We start from the raw sequence: 24,348 nt of genomic DNA, 5'->3' as shown, positions 1-24,348 counted from the left end.
GCCAAGAGGCAGATAACCATTGGGTTATTGATGACATCACAATTTATAGCTATGAAAAAATATGCACTTGCGCTTGATCTGGTAAACGATGAAAAACTGATCAGTGAATATGAGGAATACCACAAAAATGGTTGGCCGGAAATCACCAAAAGTATAGTAGATTCTGGCATTACCTCAATGGAAATCTATCGCATTTCGAACCGTTTATTTATGGTGATGGAAACAACAGATGACTTTACGTTTGAAAATAAGAAGATGATGGACGAAGCAAATGAGAAGGTATTGGAATGGGAAGCGTTGATGTGGAAATTTCAACAGCCTTTGCCCGGGTCGGTGCCAGGAGAAAAATGGCAATTAATGAAACAGGTTTTTGAGTTAAATCCAAATAAATAATACTGCAAACGGAAACCGCATTGATGTTTAAATAATTGCTAAACCTATTGACTCATAGCTGCGACTTAATTTCAGCATTTAAAACGAAATCTTTAAAGGCAACAAAACTTAAATCCTATAAATGAAGCCGATTTTACTGACCATTATATTGCTGCTGAATTTAATGCCAAAGCTATTTGCTCAGGATTTCGTTTTTTCACCTTTAACCGTTTCACAGGGACTAAGTGATAACCAAATACGGTACATCATCCAGCTTCCAGACGGCCGAATGGTTTTTAAAACCAGTGGGAACCTCAATATTTTTGATGGTTCGCGTTTTACCTATATTCATGATAAAAGTAAGCAAGGCTATGCGTTGAAAAGTTACGATGGTTTCTATCGGATTTACCAGAGTGGGGATTCCATTCTCTGGATAAAAGATCATCATAAATTAATGCGGGTTGATTTGTATGAAGGAAAATATCAATCAAACCTTAACCGCTATTTCGAAACTGCTGGTTTTAACGGCCCGATTGATGATTTTTTTCTAGATTCAGATAGTAGAATGTGGCTTCTTAACAACCAAAAGTTACAGTCGAAAAATCATCAATATTCAATAGATCTAAATCATAATGTTGGGCTACTGCAAGATGTGAGTAATGAAAGAGACGATTTATTTCTTTTTTACAGCACCGGCGAAGTAATTTGCTACAATTTGAAAGCAAAGCGTCAGCAATTTAAACTGGCTGCATATCCTGCTGCTCAACAGTCTAAATTTCAAAGTACATCACTTGTGGTGAAGGCGAAAAATGGATTTTATCAACTTCGGAATGGGAGTAATGGTGGCTGCTTCTTTTTTGATACCCGTAAACGCGATTGGAAAAAAGTATTGGAAACGCCATATCATCTCAATACTCTGGTGGTAGATTGGGATGGAAAAGCAACCATCAGCTGTGCGAATGGAATTTGGATTGTGGATGTAAAGCATAACAACAGCCAGTATATTCCAGTTATTGAGCAGGCAGATGGAACTAAACTCAATACAGAAATAAGTACGCTATTATACGATAAACAAGGTGGTTTATGGCTCGGAACCGCTAATCAAGGATTATTATACCATCATCCGCATCGGTATTTATTTAACACCGTAAAAAAATCTTCGTTTCCTGGTAGTACTTTTAAAGAGGTGATGGTTCAGTCATTTGCCGAAGATGATCTCAGCAACATCTATGTTAAAACGCAGTCTGGAGTATATTTGTACAAGCCCGGAGTTGGAAACGAAGATTCGCTACGACCTCTGCCCCCAAAGTTAATTCCCTCTGGAGTACTTAAAGGATTGAAAACGGAGGTATTAAACTTGCCTGGCAACCAAACAGCCAAATTTAAAGATAGTAAGGGTTGGATTTGGACGGGCACCACAGATGGTTTGAGTGTATTAAATCCTGTTACTGGTAAGGAACAATTTTTCTATACTCAAAACGGGCTCTCCAACAACTTCATACAATCGATTTTTGAAGATAGCCGTAAAAATATTTGGATTGCCACAAGTTATGGAATTAACCGGGTGCAACTTAGTAAAGCCGCAAAGGATGTCACATTTATCAACTACGATGCTTCGACAGGTGCCTTGGAAGGCGAATATTTGCGGAATGCTGTATTTGAAAGCAAAAATGGAACACTTTACTTTGGTGGCGTAAATGGCTTTTCGGTTTTAAACCAAAATATTGCACAGAATGATAAATTACCATTTAAACCGGTTTTTACTGATTTTTTGGTGCATGGAAAGAAGATAGATGTTGAAGGGGATAATAATATCTTGGACAAAACGGTGCCTTATACTAGCGGCTTAGTTTTACTATACGACCAAAATTTTCTCACCTTCCGTTTTTCGGCACTTAACTATCAAAATCCCGCCCAAACTTACTATAGTTACAAACTGATCGCTATAGACCAGGAGTGGAGAGAAAACCGAAGTGCACAGGGAAACGATTTTTCTGGAAGGGATGGAGTGCTCACAATAGCTTACACCAATCTCCCGCCAGGAAAATATGAACTTCAGGTAATGGCTTCTACTACCAATTTGGAATGGCCAGGAGAAATCACCACAATCAACCTAACCATTAATCCTCCATGGTGGCGAACTACGGTGGCATATTTTTGCTATTTTGGTTTAATGGTTGTAGCCATTTGGCTTAGCATTAGGTTTTATTTGCGTAACGCCAGAAAAAATGCAGAACGAAATCGGAGGGAAGATCTTCTCCTGCTCAGAATTAGGAGCTTAATTGATCAGCAAAATTTATTAAGTGGGAAACTCGAATTTGCAAATCCTTCTTCCCCGCCAAGAACAGAAATTCCTCAGTACACGGAAAACATGAACCCGATGGAAGCTACGTTTTTAAAGAAAGCAATGTTGCTGGTCGAGAATAATTTAAATGTAAGCGACTATTCTGTTGAGCAGCTTAGCAGCGATTTGAATATGGACCGTACCGGGTTGTATCGCAAATTGATTACCTTACTTGATAAATCTCCCTCGCTATTTATCCGTAACATCAGGTTGGAAAAAGCTGCAGAATTACTTCTTGAAGAAACCCTTAATATTTCTGAAATTGCCGATCGTGTAGGCTTCAGCAGTTCGAGCTATTTGAGCAAATGCTTTCAGGAACGTTATGGCTGTAAACCTTCTGAATATGCTCAAAATGCGAAAAAATCAACGTAAATATCAAAAAAATCAACATTGGTGTTGTCTCTATTGAGGTTGTTGAATCTATTTTTGCTGTCATCAAATACCAAATATAAACCTATAATATGAGAATTTATCGAAGGCTTTATTTTATAACGGCAGTGCTAATGCTGACTTTTTCGGGAGATTTAAACGCACAGTCAGTTCAAAAACTTCCGCAGGGGATTTCCTTTTCCACTCAGGGAATGGATATTAAAATTGAATATTATTCGCCGAGCATTGTGCGTGTGTTTAAAACACCTGGCGGAAAACCATACGACAAAAAGAGCCTCTCTGTGGTTGGTAAAGCGGTGAAAACCCCGGTTGAATTTTCTCAGATGGGAAAAAATACGCTGATTAAAAGTGATTCAATTCAGCTAGAAGTAAACGTAGAAACAGGTGGTATTTATTTTTCAGATCGTTCGGGAAATAAATTGTTGAATGATAAAGATTATGGAACACAATTTTCTCCCCTAGATGATGCTGGTACACCATCGTTTAAAGTTCGAAACGGTTTTTTGCTGGATAAAGATGAGGCCATTTATGGGGTAGGACAAGTTTTGGATAACAAGTTTAACCGCCGCAATTCTGCTCATCACATGCAAAATGAAAATATGTCAACCTATTCGCCGTTTTTTCATTCGGTTAAAGGTTATGGCGTTTTTTGGGATAACTATTCCATTTCAGAATTTAATGATAATCCTCAGGAACTTTCTTTTGAAGGTTTAGGTCACTGTTCAGATTACTATTTTATGTACGGTAAAAATGCGGATGGCGTAATTTCAAAAGTGCGAACTTTAACGGGGAAAGCTCCCATGCTTCCATTGTGGGCATTTGGTTTTTTTCAGAGTAAGGAGCGATATAATAGTCAGGATGAAAGTTTAAATGTGTTAAAAAAGTATCGCGATTTAAAAGTTCCGCTTGATGTGGTAATCCAAGACTGGCGTTACTGGCCCGAATATAATAAAAGTGATAGTGCATGGAACTCTCAAAGTTTTGATAAAGAACGCTTTCCAGATCCAAAAAAATGGGTGGATCAGATTCATCAGTTAAATGCTAAACTGCTTATTGTTACGTGGCCTGGCTTTGGTCCAAAAACGGATCAGCGCAAAGAGTTCGATAGTAAAAAGATGATCATTAATTTTGATACCTGGCCACCAAACAGCGGGGCGAGGCCTTATGATGTTTTCAATCCTAAGGCCTTAGATATTTATTGGAAATATCTGGATAAAGGTATTTTTAGCTATATCGGAAACGATGGTTGGTGGCTGGATTCTACAGAGCCGGATCACATCAATAAAAAAGAATCTGATTTCGATTTGCCCACTTACCTGGGCAGTTACCGAAGTGTAAAAAATGGTTTCAGCCTGATGCATAATAAAGGCATCGCAACCCACCAGCGGGAAACGTACAGCCAGAAAAGGGGCGTCATTCTCACCAGATCTGGCTTTATCGGTCAACAGTTGTATGGTTCTAACACCTGGAGTGGCGACGTAAGTTCTACCTGGGATATGCTCGAAAAACAAATTCCTGCGGCTTTGAATTATACGCTTATGGGCATTCCGAACTGGAACAGCGATATAGGTGGCTTTTTTGCTGGTCGCTGGCGTAATGGAGATGGAAATAAAAATCCCGAATTTCAGGAACTTTACGTTCGTTGGATGCAGTTTGGAACTTTTAGTCCTATGATGCGTTCTCATGGAACAGACTTGCCAAGAGAAATCTGGAATTTTGGCGACCGCGGTACCTGGTGTTTTGATGCACAGGAAAAGTTTATCAAGCTCCGTTACAGCTTGTTACCTTATATTTATAGCACCTCGTGGGATGTTAGTAAAAATGATGGAACCTTTATGCGTCCGCTGGTGATGGATTTTGCTGCCGATAAAAAAACACATGAAATCGGTCATCAATATCTGTTTGGCCGATCGATTTTGGTTGCTCCGGTAACAAAATATCAGACTAAAAAATGGCCTGTATATTTGCCAGAGGGAAGCGGTTGGTATAATTTCTGGACCAACCAATATTACAACGGTGGGAGAGAGGTAAACACTGATGCGCCAATAAACATCGTTCCACTTTATGTTAAGGCTGGATCAATTATTCCAATCGGACCGGATGTTCAATACTCAACAGAAAAAAAATGGGATAATTTAACTGTTCGTGTTTATGGTGGGGCCGACGGTGAATTTGTATTGTACGAAGATGAAAATGATAACTATAATTATGAAAAAGGAAAGTTCTCTACCATCACATTTAAGTGGAATAATCAAGAAAAAACATTAAGTGTAGGCGATAGAACCGGTAGTTTCAAAGGGATGTTAGGTGCCAGGAAATTTAATGTGGTATTAATTGCTGATGGTAAATCGGCTGGGCGTTCGAAGTCGATTACCTACAATGGAAAGTTGATTAATATGAAGCTTTAATTCGAGGCTAGCCAATCTCGACTGCACAAATAAAAGTAATTTGAAGGGTTAGCAATTCAGAATGTTGCTAACCCTTAAGTTTTGATCTATTTGCTCTGACTCTTGTGAATTTTCTTGATAATAAGAAATAACACTGCGCTAATAATTGTCTACCAGTTGTTCCGGTTGCGGGCCGATGATCAGTTCCTGGTCTGGGACCCAATTAATGTCACAGTCAATAAGTTGAACGTAGTTTGCAATAATATTCATCAGCTTGTAATACTCTGCATTAATTTGCGGTTGCAATTTCCCAAAGCTGATTACAAGGGTGTTTTCAATCAATAATGATTGAACATTGAAAGCAAAAGAATCATTTTCCAACCATTCAAAATTCTGATCAGATAATAAGACTATCGAACAGTCAACTTTCCATTTCCGGCGAGACGCTGTTACATGGTAAGTCAGCTGGAAATCTAGTATTCCATCATTGGTCGAATCAAAAAGTATATTAACCTTCTTTCCCATTTAACGTTTACAGTAAGCATGTTTCCATATTTAAAAAGTACCCTTAAAGCATATTGAGCACAATTAAATTTAAATTATGGCTGGCTTGATGTCTATTGTAAATTGTAAAAAAAAGACGTCGGTTTACTAAATCTGAGCTACTTTATTTGCGTAAACGTTTACGTAAAAAACCGCATTTGCTTAGCTCAATTAATATGCTTCGTTTTCACCGGAACAACCTTCATGAGTTGGTTTTTATTGTCGTATTTAAGGCTATCCAAACAAAGTTCCCTAAGCACATACTTTTCCTTTTGCGGAACAATGCGATGGTATAAAACGTAATCCTGTTTTCCTAAAGTGACTACGGTATGATGACCGGGGCCTATTGTTGCTGTACCAGGTATAGTTGAAAGAATTGGACTATTTTTTCCCTTTTGGAAAGGACCAAAGGGCGTTTTGCCTACTGCATATCCTATTCGATAGGTTTCATCAATTGCTTTTCCTTCAGAAAACATCAGCAAGTATTCGTTATTTCTTTTAATCAGGTGTGGTGCTTCGAAATAACCGGATGGTGTTACCTCCACTGGCTTATTTACAAAACTGAACATATCTGGCTTTAACTTTACAGCCATGCATTTTCCATTAATCCAGTTAAATCCCGAACCCCAGTAGAGATAGGCATTGCCGTTATCATCGACAAAACAATCAGCATCAATGTTATGAACGGCAGGAAAATACTTCGCAGCAATTAGCGGCGTGTTATCTTTTTTGAGGTTTTTCCATGGCCCCAAAGGTTGATCACTTACTCCAGCCCAAACCTCGCTCCCGACAGATACGTACATGTAAAACTTCTTATCTTTACCTCTGACAACAGAAGGTGCCCAAACCATCGAATTATTGGAGGTTGGGCTGTTACAGGCTTTTTTGGTTGGCCAATTTAAATGGTGGCGTGTGAAGTTAACAAAGTCTTTCGTTTCAAAAACACCCAGTTCATCTCCGCCCCATGGATCAATAGTGGCATAAATATAATAGGTGCCATTTTGCTTTACAACCGTTGGATCGGCAAAATACCCGGGGATAATAGGATTACTTACCTGCTGCGCCATCGATGATAGCGAAATAAGCATCAGCATCAGCAATGCTGAAAAACTGCCAATATTTTTGTTGTTTCTATTTATCCGCATCTCTTTCTGTAAAATTAACTGATTTAATTTTAGTTACATCCTTTGTTTCCAATGCTTTACCTGCATAAGAAGGTTTGGCTTTACCCCAAATTACTTCGCTGTTTTGTAAACTGATGTAGCCTGTATTTTCGAAATAAAAACCAGCAATATCACTTTTTACCATCCCCTCTACATTGCTCGGCCTGCGGTCATAAACTCCGCCAGGCTGCTTAGTTGTTTTCTCCATTGCAACAGTTACCTGATCAAAATAAATGTTCGAAATCTTCTCAGGATTTTCGCCGCTAATGTAAACTCCACCTTCTCCAGTGCATCGAATATTGGAGAAATAAATATTTGTTACAGCACCCACGCGGCCTTTTGTCTCACCTTTCGGTAACCGCCAGCCCGCATCTTTGTTATTGCTTGTTGCTCGTGGGTACGCGGTAATGTAAATAGGCTCGGCTTTGCCCCACCATACATCTGAGAATAATTTGGATTCGATAACCAGATTTGAAAAAATTACATCACTTACCGTTCCTTCATCTCTGTTTTGAATGCCTATGCCTCGATTACTATTAACGATATTACAATTGTTGATCAGTACTTTACTAATGCGGTCCATATTTTCAGAGCCGATTTTGATGGCACAAGAGCTGGAAGTCATAGTACAATTGCTAATGACAATATTTTCGCATGGACCATATTTTTCAAATTCACGTCTGTTTTTTAAGCAGATACAATCATCACCCGATTCGATATAACAATTGGTAATCCTTACATTTTTACTATGATCGATATCGATACCATCGCTATTTCTAATTTTGATACTATTGAGCAACGTGATATTTGAAATCGCAACATCGTCACAACCTATTAAATGAACCGTCCAGTAAGCAGAGTTTTTAAAAGTAACGCCGTCGATATTTAATTTTTTACAACCAATTAAAGTGAGTAAATGTGGCCGCGGATCTACAACATTAAAAGGCTTGAGCACATAAGAATCGTCTAGTTCTTCTCCCATAAATGAAATGCCATTTCCGTCAATTTCACCGCTACCCGTAATGCTTACCTGCTGCAAATCTTTTCCACCAATCCATACGGTTCCTTCCCCTTTGTTATCGCCAAAGGCACTTTCCGTATAAAGTTTTTCATCCGGACTTGCTAAAATTTTGGCTCCGCCTTCTACTCTTAACTCTACAAATGATTTTAAGTTGAAGGGCCCCGAAAGATAAACATGCCCGGCGGGAACAACTACCTGGCCACCGCCAGCTTTTGAACACGCATCGATAGCTTTTTGAATCGCCACTGCATCATTGGTTTTGCCGTTGCCAACCGCACCATAGGTTTTAATATTAAATTTTGATTGCGCATTGGCAAAAAAGCCCGAAAGAAGGAAGATTGCTAGAATTAATTTTAACTTCATCTATGTTATATTTAGCGTACTATTTAATTTTTACCAAAAAACTGTATAAAGGGCGGCCATAATGCCTACAATAATTACAGATGCAACCATAAATGCAGGCGTAACTTTAAACATCGTTTTGTCAATCTCTAAGCCCTGCGGATTGTTCTTACTTTTAGGATCGGTAAGTGTGATTACCACCATCACCACGATAATAGTCACAAAAACCCACGACATTCTATTTAGAAAAGGAATATCATCAATTAAACCCTGACTTATTGAGGGCAGGAATTTGAAGAAGATGGAAAGAGGAATGGTTAGCAGTGCGGCACAAAGTGCTGCCCTTGATGTTGTTCGTTTCCAGAAAAAGCCAAGTAAAAAAATGGCAAATACACCCGGCGAAATAAAACCGACATATTCCTGGATAAACTGATATACCTGATCAAAGCTTCTTAACGCCGGAGCAACAATAATGGCAATTACCGATGCGATGACCACTGACCATCGCCCAACGGCAACCATCCGTGTTTCGCTTGCAGTAGGATTAATATATTTTTTATAAATATCTAAGGTGAAAATGGTGGCAATACTGTTTGATTTTCCTGCTAGCGAAGCCACAATAGCTGCCGTTAATGCTGCAAAAGCCATTCCTTTTACGCCAATAGGTAATAAGTTCATTAAGACCGGATAGGCATGATCTGGTTTGAGTACGCCTGAACTGTCTAACATTTCTGCCTGAAAATAGCCACGCTGGTAAAGCACAAAAGCAGCAATACCCGGAATCACTACGATAACCGGAATTAGCAATTTTAAAAAGGCAGCGAAAATCAATCCGCTTCTTCCGGTTTTTAAATCTGCCCCCAAAGCCCTTTGAACGATGTATTGATTGCAACCCCAATAATTGAGGTTGTTAATCCACAAACCGCCAACCAATACAGCCACACCTGGAAGTTCGTTGTAAAACTTATCGCCCTTTGAAAATATCATGTGAAAATGATCAGCAGCCTCGGTGCGTAACATCGGCAGCGCACCTAAAACGGTATCTACATTCAGTTTTTCCGACACGAGTTTTAGCGCCATGTAGCAAGTGATTAATCCGCCGATAACTAAAACAAAAACCTGGATGACATCTGTATAGCCAATCACTTTCATCCCCCCAAGGGTAATTAATGCAGAGAATATGGCCAGAAAAATGATACAGGTACTAAAAGGAATTCCTGTAATGGTTTCTATGGCGATAGCACCTAAAAAAAAGATAGAGGTAAGGTTAACAAACACATAAACCAGTAACCAAAAAACAGCCATTAAAGTACTCACGGTATTGTTATACCGGGTAGATAAAAACTGTGGCATGGTATAAATTTTATTTTTAAGGTAAATTGGTAGGAAGAAAACCGCTACAATAATCAGCGTTGCTGCAGCCATCCATTCGTAACTGGCGATGGCCAGTCCCATGGCAAAGCCAGAGCCAGACATACCGATAAAATGTTCTGCAGAAATATTTGAAGCAATGATGGATGCGCCAATAGCCCACCATGTCAAAGATCCTTCAGCCAGAAAATAGTCTTTAGTATCTGTTTTCTTTTGTTTCTTAGATCTATAAACATAATAACCGTAGGCCGAAACGATAACGAAGTACAAAAAGAAAACGGCACAGTCAAGCGCTGAAAGGTGATTCATAGCGTTGTAATATATTTGGTTTTTTTAAAAGTCAGAAAAAATCCGAATCAAAGCGGATGAAAGAAGGTATTTAATTACGTAAACGTTTTCGGGTTTTAACCGATTTTAAGCAGGTTTTTCTTAGCAACCAGTTGATTCTCTTTTGATGAGCACTGATTTGAGCACAATATTTTGATCATCTCCAATACCACGTTTAGTTAAGATTTTAAACAGGCATTTAGCAGCCTCAATCCCGATTTCAAATGCAGGTTGCGTAATTGTTGTCAAAGAAGGATTGAGCAACTTTGCAGAACTCAGGTTAGAAAAGCTGATAATTTTTACATCATCTGGAATTTTAAGTTTTAATTCCCTGCAAGCAAGGTATGCCGGAATTGCAAATTCTTCTATTGAGGAGAAAATTGCATCTGGCTTATGCGATTGGAACAAATTGATAATGTTGGCCACATTCTCATTTTCTTCTGGCTGATAATGTAAAATTAGGTTTTCATCGATGCTGATGCCATGTGCTGCAAGTGCATCTTTATATCCGGCAAATCGCGTTCGGCCGGCAGGTAGTTTTTCCAAACCGTATAAATAGGAAATTTGAGTACAGCCACACTCAATTAAATGTTCGGTGGCATTAAAGGAAATCTGGTAATCATCAGTGGTAATTTTAAAGGCATCTAAAGATTCGTACACCCGATCGAAAAAAACCAGCGGAATTTTTTTAACCAGATCGCGGTAATAATCATTATTGTATTCGTTGCTCGATACAGAAGTCAAAATGCCATCTACCCGGCCGTTTAGTAAACTATTGGTAAATAACATTTCCATCTCAATATCTTCATGTGTTTGATAAATGAGGACATGATAACCATATTGCCTGGCAATTTCTTCGATCCCTTTGATGGCCAGGGAAAAGAAGTTGTTAGCAATGTTCGGTATAATTACCGCAATGGTTTTAGTTTTGTTGCTACGTAGATTACTGGCCGCAGGGTTTGGAGTGTAGTTAAGTTCTTTTGCCAGTGTTAATACCCTGGTTTTTGTTTTTAAGCTAATTTCGTAGCTATCATTAAGTGCTTTTGAGACAGTTGCTATCGACAGGTTTAACTCCTGCGCAAGTCTTTTGATATTTACCTCTCCCGACATTTGGTTACTCGTTTTGTTAGTTAATCAGGATAACCAAAAACATTTTTCATCTCGTAATGATGATCATTTCAGCTGGATTTACAAACCAAAATTGGAAGATATATATCCAATGCTAATATGCCTTGTTTCTCCACGACTCACTTACAGGGATGATTGTCTGGTTATCAAAAACGAATTTGAAAGTTGCATGCAACGTAACAAATTCGTTGCTACTAAACTAAGGAATTATAATAACAATTTGCCTACCTGCTTTAGTTATTTAGGTGCCAGCATTCTTGGTTGCTTAATAAAACCCAACGCTGCATCAATCTGTATAGAGTCAAAGTACAAGAGATTATAAGTCAGTTAGTTATATTAAATTATCTTGATTTACTTAATCGTTTACGTAAATAAAAATCCCAAATCATAAAAATCTAAGGTTTCAAAAACTCAACTTTAGATCATCAAACAAAGCATATTTTAACCAAATTATTTCTAGCCTTATGAGAAACGAAGAAATATTTTCGAAGGAAGATCAGAATCCATTGAAGAATATTGATCAATGGGAAGAGGATTTATTAATCCGTTATCCAGACCCGTCCAATATCAATTCAGACAAAAAAGAAGAACAATTTAGAAACTACGACGAAACCGAAAAAGATGGTGTAAAAGAGTTTTATAAACTGAACCACACTTACCAAACTTATGATTTTGTTCAGCAGAAAAAAGCTGATTATTTGAAGTTTGATAAGGAAGAAATGCCTGTGTGGAGTGCTTTTGATTTTCTGAATAAACTAGTTGATGATTCTGATCCGGATACAGATTTAGATCAAATGCAACACCTGCTTCAAACATCAGAAGCGATTAGAAATGATGGCCACCCGGACTGGATGGTGCTTGTGGGTTTAATCCATGATATGGGAAAAGTGCTTTGTCTTTACGGTGAGCCGCAATGGGCAGTTGTGGGCGATACATTTCCGGTTGGTTGTGCTTATTCAGATAAAATTGTTTATCCGGAGTTTTTTGAACTGAATCCTGATTTCAAGAATCCAGAGTACCAAACTAAACTGGGTGTTTACAGTCAAAACTGCGGCCTCGATAACGTTCACATGTCTTGGGGGCACGATGAGTATGTTTATCACATGATGAAACCCTATATCCCTGAACCAGGATTATACATGCTGCGTTACCACTCATTTTACTCGCAGCATAAAGAAAATGCTTACGATCATTTAATGAGTGAGAAAGACCACGAAATGTTTAAATGGGTAAGATTATTCAACCCTTATGATTTATACTCTAAAAATCCTAATCAAAAAAGCTGGGAAGAATTAAAGCCTTATTACGAGGCGCTTGTTAGTAAATACCTTCCAGCAACCATTAAATTTTAACACAAAAACAAAACATATACATTAAACAAATTTAACTAACCATTTATGAACCTAAATCTACAAAAATCATGAGGTTTAATTTTACGAGCATAAAGTATGGCGGCTTTCTTTTGCTGTTCTTACTTATCGGCCAGTCTTTCAATATGGCATTTGCCCAAACAGAAAGAAAAATCTCCGGTAACTTAATAGATAATACCAAACAGCCTATCATAGGTGCTTCGGTTTCTGTAAAGGGAACCAGCAAAGTTACCTCAACAGGTGCAGAAGGATCTTTTACGATCTCTGCAAAAACTGGCGACAAAATCCTTTTTAGCTTTTTAGGTTATCAAACCAAAGAGCTAACGGTAGAGGCCGCTTCAACTTATCAGGTAACCATTTCAGAAGCAACGGCATCACTAACTGATGTTGTAGTGGTGGGTTATGGTAAAAGCACCCGAAAAGCGTTAACAAGTTCAATATCAACCGTTAAAGGCGAAGATTTAAATAAAGGCGCCATTAGTGATGTTGGCCAGATGTTACAGGGTAAAGTTCCGGGACTAAATATTAGCCGTAGTGGAGATCCAAACCGTAACGCCGCGATTATCATGAGAGGTGCATCTACACTTCGTGAAGGCGCTCAATCTCCTTTATTCGTTATCGACGGTGTAGTTGGCGCAGATATTTCAATTATTGCACCAGATGATGTGGCTTCTATTGATGTATTAAAAGATGCGGCTGCAGCGGCTATTTATGGTAACCGGGCGGCAAACGGTGTAATTATGGTGACTACTAAAAAAGGCGTGAGTGGGCAAACACAAATTTCATATAACGGCTATTTTGGAATTGAAAATGTTTCCAATCGCTATGACATGATGAATGCAGACCAGTTGCGGGCTTTTTTAGCGAAAACAAACTCTGCTCTAACACCAGCAAATGATAAAGGTGCAAATACAAACTGGCAGGATGAAGTGCAAAGAAGCGATGCCATGTCTCAAAACCATAACGTTTCATTAAGTGGTGGTACCGAAAAAACAACCTATAATGCAAGTGTTAACTATTTCAATCAGCAGGGGATAATTAAAACAAGCGGATTAGATCGGTTTATTGGTCGTATTGGCGTTGAGCAAAAGGCTTTCAATGATAAATTGAAAATCTCTTTCAACTTAAGCAACTCTGTAAGTAATGCAGATCTGGTTCCTTACAGAAACACGATATTATCGCAAATGCTTACTTATTTGCCAACTGCACCGGTAAGAAATGCCGACGGTAGTTATTTTGATAACTTGGTTCAAACCAGTTATTATAACCCGGTTTCGATGTTGGAGAATGCAAAAGAAAATTTAAAAACTAAAAATATTTTAGGGAACTTGAGTGCTAACTTAAAACTTCCTTTTGGTTTTACATATGATGTAAACGTATCTTATCAAAATACCCAAAATGTGTATGGTGCGTTTTACAATAGCATTTATACTTCTCGTTATAACAACGTAAGAAACACGCCAGATCCGCCAGCAAACCCAACTTTCGTCTCTTTAGTGGGGCAGAATGGTGTGGCAGTAAGAAATGCTTATCAAAATACAAATAAGATTATAGAAACCTATCTTACATGGAACAAAAAGTTTGGCGATCATGATATTAATGCGGTTGTTGGTTATTCTTATCAACAATCTTTAAATAATGATGGTTTCCAATCAACTTCTACTAATTTTCCTGTAAATGAGGTGGGTTATAACAACTTAAGTTTAGGTAATCCTTACGCGGTAACCGATTTCAGGGTAGATTTTAACCCTGGTGTTACCTATCAGGAAATTCTGTTGATTTCTGATTTTGCCAGAGTAAACTATAATTATAAAAACAAGTATTTACTTCAAGGATCGATTAGAAGGGATGGATCTAACGTATTCGGTATAAATGAAACCTGGGGTTACTATCCATCAGTTGGTGCAGCATGGAACCTTGACCAGGAAAATTTCATGAAAAATCAAAACGTGGTTAGGTCATTGAAATTACGTGGAAGTTATGGTATTGCCGGAAATTCATTGGGTTTTGCGCCACTAACAACCAAATTGATTTATGGTCAGGTAGGGCAGTTTTATTACAACGGTTCACCGAGAGAGGGTGCATATGGCGCCATCCAAAATGAAAACAAAGATCTACGCTGGGAAAGAACAGCAACCACAAATTTAGGTGTAGATTTTGGTTTATTCGGTGGTAGAGTAGGTGGTTCGGTAGATTGGTATAACAAAAAAACTACTGATTTAATTTTAACCTTCGATGTTGATCAAAACCTTTATCCTTCTGGTCAGCTTACCGCAAATGTGGGCAAACTAAGTAATAAAGGTATAGAGGTGGTTTTAAATGGTACGCCAGTGATTAGCGATAATTTCAGTTGGACAACAGCCATCAATCTTGCCAGAAACGTAAATAAAATCATTACCTTATCTGATACTCGTTTCAATATCGATAACAGGTTGACGGTAACTCCTGATGGCGCTGGTCAAAGTGGAGCATCATTACAGATTTTAGCACCAGGCCAGGCGATTGGAACATTCTACACTTTTAAATATGCAGGGAAAGATGCCAACGGTGTTTCGCAATACTACGATGCGGCAGGCAATATTAAAACGCAGGGTTTACTAAATAGAACTGACTATTATATTTTAGGAAATGCACAGCCAAAAGCATTAATCGGTTGGAGCAACAATGTTCGTTACAAAAACTTCGATTTAAGTATTTTTATGAGAGCCGTTTTGGGTAACAAAATCATGAACGTAACCCGTGCCGATTTGTTCCGCCCAAGCACAGCACAGTTCACCAATATACCGGTTGAGGTAGAAAACGAATCAGCATCAGATTTTAACTCCTACAAATATTCAAGCCGCTTCTTAGAAAACGGTAGTTACTTGAGGTTAGATAACGCCACCCTGGGTTACACATTCAAAAAAGGACTGATCCCGGGTGTAAACTCGTTGAGGTTGTATACTACTGCTAACAATCTTTTTGTGATCACTGGTTACAAAGGCATCGATCCGGAAATTAACCAGGGCGGTATTGCTCCAGGTGTAGATACCAATAACTTTTATCCTAAAACCAGAACATTCTTGTTCGGCTTAAACGTATCATTTAATTAAAATCAAAAAAGATGAAAAGTCCTATTAAATATATCGCAGGTGCAGCTTTAACATTAGGTGTGTTAAGCTCTTGCCATAAACTGGATTTAAAAGTTGAAACTCAGTTAACCCCAGAAACATTTCCGCAAACGGCACAACACTTTGTTCAGCTTACTGGCCAGGTGTACGTACAGCTTCGTCAGGGTTGGAGTACCGATTATTTCTTCATGCAAACACTAAGTACCGATGAGGCGATTATGCCTGCAAGAGGTGGTAACTGGTATGATGGCGGAACTTATGAAATGCACCACAAACATACCTGGACTAAAGATAACGGACATGTGAGTAGTGGTTGGGGATGGCTTTCGGGTGTGATTAGTAAAGCAAACCAGAGCTTGTTTCTACTAAAAGATGCCCCAGAATCACCTGCGAAAGTTACCTCAATAGCCGAGCTTCGTGCAACAAGAGCTTTAGCACTTTTTATGATGATGGATTTGTGGGGCAATATCCCTATTGTAACTTCATTCGGCGAAACAACTTCTCCAGAAACCAAACCGAGAGCAGAAGTATTTACTTTCATAGAGGCAGAACTTAAAGATATATTACCAAGCCTAAGCATAGCCACTGGTGCAGCAAATTACGGCAGACCGAACAAGTACACCGCTTATGCAATTTTGGCGAAGATGTATCTTAACTCTGAAGTGTATACCGGAACCGCCCGTTATAATGAAGCCGTAGCCATGTGTGATTTGATTACAACGGCAACAGGATCACCTTATAGTTTAGAATCTGATTTCAGAAAGATGTTTTTTATTGATAACGGACCTCAAACAAAAGAATTTATTTTTGCTATCCCTTACGATCCGGGATATAGCAATGGTTTTATGATTTATTCGAGGTATTCTTTACCACGATCATTGCAGGCGAAATATAGTCTTAAACATACGCCAAGTGCACCAATGAGTACTTTGCCAGAATTTTATGCAAACTTCAACGATCCTAATGATAAAAGAAATGCGCAATGGATTAGAGGTTTACAAACTTTTTATGATGGCCGCCCGGTTACTGTAGCTACAACCAAAAAAGGTTACGACCAGTTTTACACTGGTGCAGATGCTTCCGCTCCAATTACTTATCAGGTCGATATTACACCTAATTTAACCTTGAGAGATGCATCGAGACCATTCGACGTTGGAAATGATGAAGTGGCCTGGAACATGGGTTACCGCAACAATAAATTCTATTGCGATAGTACTTCCTCAAACAGAAATCAAAATAATGATGTGCCCATTTTCAGGTTATCAGATATTTTGTTGATGAAAGCAGAAGCGATATTAAGAGGCGCTACTCCAACACAAGGTCAAACTGCATTATCTTTGGTAAATCAGTTAAGAGCAGTGCGAACCACTTCACCAGCGTGGACTTCTGTAACCTTGGAAGATATATACAAAGAGCGTTGCAGAGAGCTTTCGTGGGAATGCTGGCACCGCAACGATATGATTCGTTTTGGTAAGTACGAAGGGTCGTGGGGTTTCAAAACCGATGCACAAACTTTCCACCGCCTGATGCCAATTCCTAATTCGGCAATGATCTTAAACCCGAAATTAAAACAGAATCCTGGTTACAATTAATTGGGATAACATGAAAAGAAATTTCTCTAGCTTATCTTTAGAGAAATTTCTTTTTTAAAATTTTATCCATTTCATTAAAAAGACCCCATTCATTTTCATGAATAAACGACTACTATTTCTTCTTCCACTTATTTCTGCAGGATCTTTATTTGCGCAAATCATCACAAAAAATCCTTCAGAAACGGTTGCTGCAACAAAAACCCTCAAAAAAGAAATGGGTACTTTAAATTTTATTGCCATGGGCGATTGGGGCAGAAATGGTGCCGATCACCAGAAACAGGTAGCGAAACAAATGGGAATTACTGCTGCAGATGTTAAGGCTCAATTTATAATCTCTACAGGTGATAATTTTTACCCTAGCGGTGTCATCAGCGAAAGAGATCCGCTGTTTAAATATTCGTTTGAAGATATCTACACTGATTTTTCATTGCAATGGGACTGGTATGTTATTCTAGGTAACCACGATTATAAGTCAAATCCTGATGCGCAGGTTGAATACTCAAAAATCAGCAGACGCTGGAAAATGCCTGCAAGATACTTTTCAAAGAAATTCCCCATCAATGGAGATCTGAATAATCAGGTTTTAATTGCTTTTATAGATACCAATCCATTGATTCCTGAGTTTTACAAAAACGCAGAATACGGACCAAATGTGAAAGGTCAGGATACTACTGCTCAAAAAAAATGGCTCGAAAAAACACTTGCCGAAAAAGATCCCTCCATAAAGTGGAAAATTGTGGTAGGCCATCATCCTATGTTTACCGGAGGTAGCCGAACGGAAGGTTATGATACCAAAGCCATTAGAAATTCATTGAAGCCATTGCTAGATCGCAACGGGGTTGATGTATATTTAACCGGGCACGAGCATAGTTTGCAGTATATTAAACCTGAAGGCAAAACGCATCATTTCATTTCTGGCGCAGCTTCAGAGAAAACGCCGGTTAAACTGATTCCTGATGCCCAGATGGTCGCATCAGAGTATGGCTTTATGCTGTTTTCTGTAAGCAATAACAGCCTAAATGTTCAGGTGATTAACGATGAAGGCTACGTGATTTATCAAACTGCAATAAAGAAATAGTTCCTGCGGAAGCAAAAATTAATCAATAATCTTCACCACCAACATATAAATGAAATTAACCGCCAGGGTCGATTTGCCAGTAAGTAAACCAAAAAGATTAATTTCTTTGGATGCCTTGCGTGGTTTCGACATGTTTTGGATTATTAGCGGCGAAGGGATTTTCCATGGTTTAGCTAACGCCGTAAAGCAAAAGCATGGCCTTGCTCAAAACCATCAAGACTGGCAGATTATAGGTACAGAAAATTTGTCGCTTTTAGAGCGAATGATGGTTGGTATCAGCAATCAGCTGCACCATTCTCCATGGAACGGGTTCACTTTCTACGATTTGATCTTTCCCTTGTTTATTTTTATTTCTGGCGTATCAATGCCTTATTCGTACCAAAAATATTTTGAAAATAGGGCGAACGACAAAAGCCTTTCTAATCAGGTTTATTATTCGTTGATCAAACGAACCTTGATTTTAATTGTACTGGGTTTTATTGTGAATGGATTATTGCAGTGGAATGGTTTTGAAAATACCCGCTTTGCCAGTGTACTCGGACGAATTGCTTTTTCTACTTTTTTCGCTGCGCTGATTTATCTTAACTTCTCGCTACCAAAACAAATCATTTGGTTTTTAGCCATCCTTTTCGGTTATTATTTTATCATGATGTATGTTCCGGTTCCTCATTTTGGTGCTGGTGTGCTAACACCTGAAGGCAATTTATCAGCCTATATAGATCGCTTACTTTTGCCAGGGAAACTCCATCGCATTGTATACGATCCGGAAGGGATTTTAAGCACTATTCCTGCAATTTGTTCTGCGATGATTGGCATATTTACTGGTACTTTTATTAAATCCGAATCAAGCTCACCCAATCAAAAAGTACTCAAATTATTTCTTGCAGGTCTTGCATGTATCGCTTTAGGTTTACTTTGGTCGATCATTTTTCCCATTAACAAAACCATGTGGACCAGTACTTTCGTATTATTTGCTGGCGGATGTAGCATTTTGTTATTTACCCTATTTTATTATGTTATTGATGTGCAGTCGATTAAAAAATGGTGTGTTCCATTTCTTTGGATTGGCAGCAACTCCATCCTCATATACGTTTGTGCCCATGGCCTTATTAATTTTGAATCTACGGCGGTTTTTATTTTCGGTGGCTTAGTTCAAAAGATTCCGGCAATCTGGCAATCGGCACTTTTATGGACTGCAATCCTCGGCATCCAATTATTTATCCTTAAATTTCTTTACGATAAGAAGTGGTTCTTAAAAATTTGATATGAAATTGAAATTCCTTTTTGTTCTTGCAATCTGTTTATTGGGCTACGGCAAATCGTGGTCGCAAGATTATTTAAAAACATCAAACGAACTTATTGCAAGGGTGGTTCCAAAGCACCAATCATATTTTCTGACAGAAAAACTGAACGCCAAAGATGGAAAAGATATCTTCGAAATTGAAAGCAAGGGCAACAAAATCCTATTAAGAGGTTCAAGCGGCGTGGCCATCGCTTCGGCATTTTATCACTATTTAACGGAGTATGCACACTGTCAAATCACCTGGAACGGCACTAATTTAAAACTGCCTGCTACGCTTCCAAAGGTACCAGCCAAAGTGAGAAAAGAAACGCCTTACGAATATCGTTACTACTTGAACTACTGTACATTTAACTACAGTATGAGTTGGTGGGACTGGGCAAGATGGGAAAAAGAGATTGATTGGATGGCTTTACACGGAATCAATATGCCGCTGGCCATTACGGGCGAAGAGTATACCTGGTATCTTTTGTATAAAGAAATGGGTTTTTCTGATGAAGAATTAAGTGGCTTTTTTACTGGTCCGGCATATTTCTCATGGTTTTGGATGGGCAACATCGATGGATGGGGTGGTCCTTTACCCGTTTCATGGATGAAAGAACACTTCGATTTGCAAAAGAAAATTTTACAAAGGGAGCGGGCACTTGGTATGAAACCTGTGCTTCCGGCATTTACTGGTCACGTTCCTGCCGCCTTTAAGGCAAAATACCCGAATGCAAAATTAAAAGCAACCAACTGGACCAATGGTTTTGCAGATACTTATATTCTGGATTCTGAAGATCCGATGTTTGCCCAAATAGGTAAAAAGTTCCTGGAGAAGCAAACGGAACTTTTAGGAACGGATCATCTCTATTCTGCAGATACCTTTAATGAAAATGAGCCACCATCATCAGCACCTGATTATTTAGGTAAACTGAGCGCAAGAATTTATGATGGAATGTCTCAGGCCGATCCAAAAGCCGTTTGGGTGATGCAGGGATGGCTTTTTTATAGTGACAGAAAATTTTGGAAAGAGCCGCAAACCGAAGCTTTGTTGAAAGCAGTTCCGGATGATAAAATGATTTTATTGGATCTGGCTACAGAAATTGAACCCGTTTGGAAACGAACGGAAGGCTTTTATGGTAAACCCTGGATTTGGAATATGCTTCACAATTTCGGTGGCAACACTAATCTGTTTGGTCGCATGGATGTGGTGGCAACCGCACCCGCCGAAGCGCTGGCAAATCCAAAAAGTGGTAAAATGAAAGGTATCGGTTTGAGTATGGAAGGGATAGAACAAAATCCGGTTTTATATGAGTTGATGATGGCCAATACCTGGCAAAAAACACCAATCGATTTAAATAAATGGCTTCCTAAGTTTGTTACCAACCGTTATGGAACCAATGATCAGCATGCACAAGATGCCTGGAAGATTTTAAGAAAAACGGTTTACAATGTACCTGCTGACAAATATATCAGAGATGGTGCAGAATCTATAATTCAGGCCAGACCAACTTTAGATTCCCTTTCACGATGGGCGAAAACTACACTGAACTATCATGAGGAGGATTTACTTCCAGCATGGGATGCGTTGATAAAAGCCAGTGAAAATTGTGAAGCCAGTGATGGTTATCAATACGATATTGTTGATTTAACCCGCCAAGTACTCGCCAATTATGCCTTGCCGATTCAAAGAAAATTTGTTGCTGCATATGAAAGAAAGGATCTTCAGGCATTCCAGATCGAGAGCAAAAGATTTTTAAATTTGATTGATGACATGGACAAACTATTAGCCTCAAGACAAGACTTTTTAATTGGTCCATGGGTAAGTGATGCGAGAAGATGGGGGAAAACCGAAAAAGAAAAGGCGCTTTACGAAATGAATGCGAAAGATTTAATCACCCTTTGGGGCGATGCTAAAAGTCCCCTGAATGAATACGCTTGCCGCCAATGGAGTGGATTATTAAGTGATTTTTATAAACCACGCTGGGAAATGTTTATTGCTAAAGCCGGTAATGCGATCATCCAAAATAAGAAGCTGGATATTGCAACCATTCAAAGTGAATTAGCCGACTGGGAATGGAAGTGGGTGAACAAACGCCAGGATTATCCTACAAAAACAGTTGGAAATCCGGTAACCCTTTCCGTTGAGATGTATGCGAAATACAGAAAAGAAGTTGGAGGAACCCATCAGAAAAAATAATGACTCAATCGATTAGCACTAATTACTCGACAGATTTGGCCGAAAAAGCGGTTATTGGTTTTTTTAAACATGCATGTGCATTCTCCGTGAAGATTACGTTGATCATTTGCCTGTTTTCTAGTTCTTCTTTTGCGCAACAAAAGGATTTGATTCGATATGTCCAGCCATTTTCTGGAACTTCTGGCAGTACCACGAAAGCAAGCCAACATATTGAGGATAAAACGGAGCGCTTGGCCAATACCATTCCGGCAGTTGCACCGCCTTTTGCAATGACGCAGTGGACACCGCAAACACAGCTTAGCGAGAAGAAATGTCTGGCGCCATATTATTACAATAACGATAAAATTTTTGGTTTTAGAGCCAGTCACTGGATCAGTGGTTCTTGTACGCAAGATTATGGCAGTTTCACCATCATGCCAATTTCCGGAAAACTGAAAACTGCTTCCAATGATTATGCCGAAAATTATAGTCATCAAGGGGAAATTTCGCAGCCGGATTATTATAAAGCAGTGTTTCAGAAATATCAGTTGGAAACAGAAATCACGGCTACGCTCCGCAGTGGTATGCTTCGGGTAAAGGCACTAAAAGCAGACAGTATTTATCTGTTAATTAGCCCAAATAGCGATCAGGAAAAGGGTTTCATTAAAATTGATCAATCAAAGGGTGAAATTTCTGGCTACAATCCTGTTCATCGTATTTATCAGGGCTGGGGAGAGCCTGCTGGTTTTAGCGGCTACTTCTTCATCAAAATTAATAGGAAATTTACTAGAAGTGGTGCTTTTAGCGAAGGCAGAACGGACACTGCAACATCCATAATCAATAAGAAAAATATTGGCGTTTATGCTGGGTTCAAACTGGAAAATGGCGAGCAAATCGTCATATCTTCCGGAACATCTTTTACCAGTATAGCAGCTGCAAAAGCCAATCTGGAAGAAGAAATTGGCTCCTTAAGTTTCGAGGAGGTGAGAAGCCAGATCAGAAAAAGCTGGTCTGAATCGCTTTCACAAATTAAAATTGTAGGTGGCGATGAGAAAAAAAAAAAAATATTCTACACAGCACTTTATCATGCCCAGCAACATCCAAGGCTTTTTAATGATGTTGATGGCGGTTACCCTCGTTTTGCAGGAAACTATCAACGCGAAATAGCTAAGGGAAATTATTACGATGATTTCTCCATGTGGGATATTTACCGGGCTCAGCTCCCTTTGGTGGAATTGTTGCAGCCAAAGCTGGCCAATGCCTTTGTTCAATCGTTAATATCAAAAGGTGAGCAGGGTGGATGGTTACCTATTTTTCCATGCTGGAATAGCTATACTGCTGCGATGATTGGCGATCATTCAACGGCCTTTATTGCTTCTGCTTACAATAAAGGGATTCGGGATTATGATATCCAGAAAGCTTATCAACTCATGAGGAAAAATGCTTTCGAGATGCCAGACTCTGCAGATTATCTAAATGGAAAAGGCAGACGGGGAATAAACAGCTATCTAAAATATGGCTATATTCCGATGGAAGATAGCATTCCGAATGCGTTTCATAAAAAGGAGCAGGTTAGCCGAACGCTGGAATATGCATTTGATGACTATGCATTAAGTACAATCGCGAAAGATTTGGCTAAAACAGAAGATTTTAAGATGTTAGATAAAAGGGCATTAAACTATAAAAATGTTTTCGATACCAGTGTCGGGATGGTTAGAGGGCGCTACAAGAATGGAACTTGGTTCGAACCGTTTCTTGCCGATCACCGTGAACCTTATATCACAGAAGGGACGCCGAGACAGTATAGTTTTTATGTGCCTCAAGATGTACCAGGTTTGGTTAAGTTAATGGGTGGACCTAAAAAACTAGAGAATGAATTAGATTCTTTGTTTAACAAACAGGAATATTGGCATGGAAATGAGCCTGGTCATCAAATACCTTTTCTGTACAATTTTACCGCTTCGCCATGGAAAACCCAGCTGCAGGTTAACAAAATCCTGAATGAAGAATACGATGAGGGAGCAGGTGGCTTAAGCGGAAACGATGATGCTGGCCAAATGTCGGCCTGGTACGTTTTTGCCTCACTCGGATTTTATCCGGTAGATCCGGTTTCAACATTTTATGAAGCAACTACACCCGCATTTAATGAAGTATTGGTGCGCTTCCCAAATGGTAAAACCTTAAAAATAAAAAAGATATCAGGACAGAAAAGTAAAGGCTACATTGAAAAAATAGTATTCAACGGGAAAACTATAAAAGGCTATAGATTAAATCACGCAGATTTGATTAAAGGTGGTGAACTGATTTACTACACGTTCTAATTTCGTTCTGCGGTCAGCCACAATTTTC

The 24,348-nt window shown here is 38.9% G+C and carries 15 protein-coding genes; 10 read left to right on the top strand and 5 right to left on the bottom strand.

Annotated features, from left to right (window positions below):
• Positions 1 to 51: 51 nt before the first annotated feature.
• From OQZ33_RS21245 to OQZ33_RS21235, 3 genes are all read left to right on the top strand, one after another.
• Positions 52 to 393 (top strand): L-rhamnose mutarotase, encoded by a 342-nt coding sequence (locus OQZ33_RS21245; RefSeq protein WP_265801447.1) that lies wholly within the window; start codon positions 52 to 54, stop codon positions 391 to 393.
• A 121-nt stretch (positions 394 to 514) separates the two neighbouring features.
• A complete protein-coding gene (locus OQZ33_RS21240; protein ID WP_265801446.1) occupies positions 515 to 3,088 on the top strand; it encodes a helix-turn-helix domain-containing protein in 2,574 nt (857 codons plus the stop codon).
• Between the two features lie 89 nt (positions 3,089 to 3,177).
• The gene (locus tag OQZ33_RS21235; protein ID WP_265801445.1) at positions 3,178 to 5,514 is read left to right on the top strand and encodes a glycoside hydrolase family 31 protein; all 2,337 of its coding nucleotides are present in this window, start codon (positions 3,178 to 3,180) and stop codon (positions 5,512 to 5,514) included.
• A 138-nt stretch (positions 5,515 to 5,652) separates the two neighbouring features.
• On the opposite strand, the gene OQZ33_RS21230 is transcribed toward OQZ33_RS21235, so the two are convergent.
• From OQZ33_RS21230 to OQZ33_RS21210, 5 genes are all read right to left on the bottom strand, one after another.
• Entirely contained in the window at positions 5,653 to 6,018 is a 366-nt protein-coding gene (locus OQZ33_RS21230) for a hypothetical protein (RefSeq protein ID WP_265801444.1), read from the bottom strand.
• Positions 6,019 to 6,203: 185 nt separating this feature from the next.
• Positions 6,204 to 7,181, bottom strand: coding sequence for a family 43 glycosylhydrolase (locus tag OQZ33_RS21225; RefSeq protein ID WP_265801443.1), 978 nt, complete (start codon positions 7,179 to 7,181; stop codon positions 6,204 to 6,206).
• Complete coding sequence (locus tag OQZ33_RS21220; protein WP_265801442.1) at positions 7,168 to 8,583, bottom strand: glycoside hydrolase family 28 protein; 1,416 nt, start codon at positions 8,581 to 8,583, stop codon at positions 7,168 to 7,170. Before OQZ33_RS21220 ends, OQZ33_RS21225 begins: the two co-directional genes overlap by 14 nt.
• Before the next feature lie 30 nt (positions 8,584 to 8,613).
• On the bottom strand, positions 8,614 to 10,242 hold the full coding sequence (locus OQZ33_RS21215) for a sodium/sugar symporter (RefSeq protein ID WP_265801441.1): 1,629 nt from the start codon (positions 10,240 to 10,242) through the stop codon (positions 8,614 to 8,616).
• A 120-nt stretch (positions 10,243 to 10,362) separates the two neighbouring features.
• On the bottom strand, positions 10,363 to 11,370 hold the full coding sequence (locus tag OQZ33_RS21210) for a LacI family DNA-binding transcriptional regulator (protein ID WP_265801439.1): 1,008 nt from the start codon (positions 11,368 to 11,370) through the stop codon (positions 10,363 to 10,365).
• 482 nt (positions 11,371 to 11,852) lie between these two features.
• Here OQZ33_RS21210 and OQZ33_RS21205 point away from each other — a divergent pair, with 482 nt between their 5' ends.
• The 7 genes from OQZ33_RS21205 to OQZ33_RS21175 all read left to right on the top strand — a co-directional run bounded on the left by OQZ33_RS21205 (position 11,853) and on the right by OQZ33_RS21175 (position 24,320).
• Positions 11,853 to 12,740, top strand: coding sequence for an inositol oxygenase family protein (locus OQZ33_RS21205; RefSeq protein WP_265801438.1), 888 nt, complete (start codon positions 11,853 to 11,855; stop codon positions 12,738 to 12,740).
• A 68-nt stretch (positions 12,741 to 12,808) separates the two neighbouring features.
• Entirely contained in the window at positions 12,809 to 15,850 is a 3,042-nt protein-coding gene (locus OQZ33_RS21200) for a SusC/RagA family TonB-linked outer membrane protein (RefSeq protein ID WP_265801436.1), read from the top strand.
• An 11-nt stretch (positions 15,851 to 15,861) separates the two neighbouring features.
• The gene (locus OQZ33_RS21195) at positions 15,862 to 17,460 is read left to right on the top strand and encodes a RagB/SusD family nutrient uptake outer membrane protein (protein ID WP_265801435.1); all 1,599 of its coding nucleotides are present in this window, start codon (positions 15,862 to 15,864) and stop codon (positions 17,458 to 17,460) included.
• Positions 17,461 to 17,557: 97 nt separating this feature from the next.
• On the top strand, positions 17,558 to 18,538 hold the full coding sequence (locus OQZ33_RS21190) for a purple acid phosphatase family protein (protein ID WP_265801434.1): 981 nt from the start codon (positions 17,558 to 17,560) through the stop codon (positions 18,536 to 18,538).
• Between the two features lie 49 nt (positions 18,539 to 18,587).
• Positions 18,588 to 19,802, top strand: a complete 1,215-nt coding sequence (locus OQZ33_RS21185; protein ID WP_265801433.1) for an acyltransferase family protein — start codon at positions 18,588 to 18,590, stop codon at positions 19,800 to 19,802.
• 1 nt (position 19,803) lies between these two features.
• Entirely contained in the window at positions 19,804 to 22,020 is a 2,217-nt protein-coding gene (locus OQZ33_RS21180; protein WP_265801432.1) for an alpha-N-acetylglucosaminidase, read from the top strand.
• Positions 22,020 to 24,320: a GH92 family glycosyl hydrolase gene (locus OQZ33_RS21175; protein WP_265801431.1), complete on the top strand. Its 2,301-nt coding sequence runs from the start codon at positions 22,020 to 22,022 to the stop codon at positions 24,318 to 24,320. Before OQZ33_RS21180 ends, OQZ33_RS21175 begins: the two co-directional genes overlap by 1 nt.
• The last annotated feature ends 28 nt before the right edge of the window (positions 24,321 to 24,348 follow it).

The organism is Pedobacter sp. MC2016-05 (assembly GCF_026239735.1).
Classification (GTDB): Bacteria; Bacteroidota; Bacteroidia; order Sphingobacteriales; family Sphingobacteriaceae; genus Pedobacter.
The sequence above is the reverse complement of the archived record's forward strand: the minus strand, read 5'-3'. Positions and strand labels throughout refer to the sequence as shown.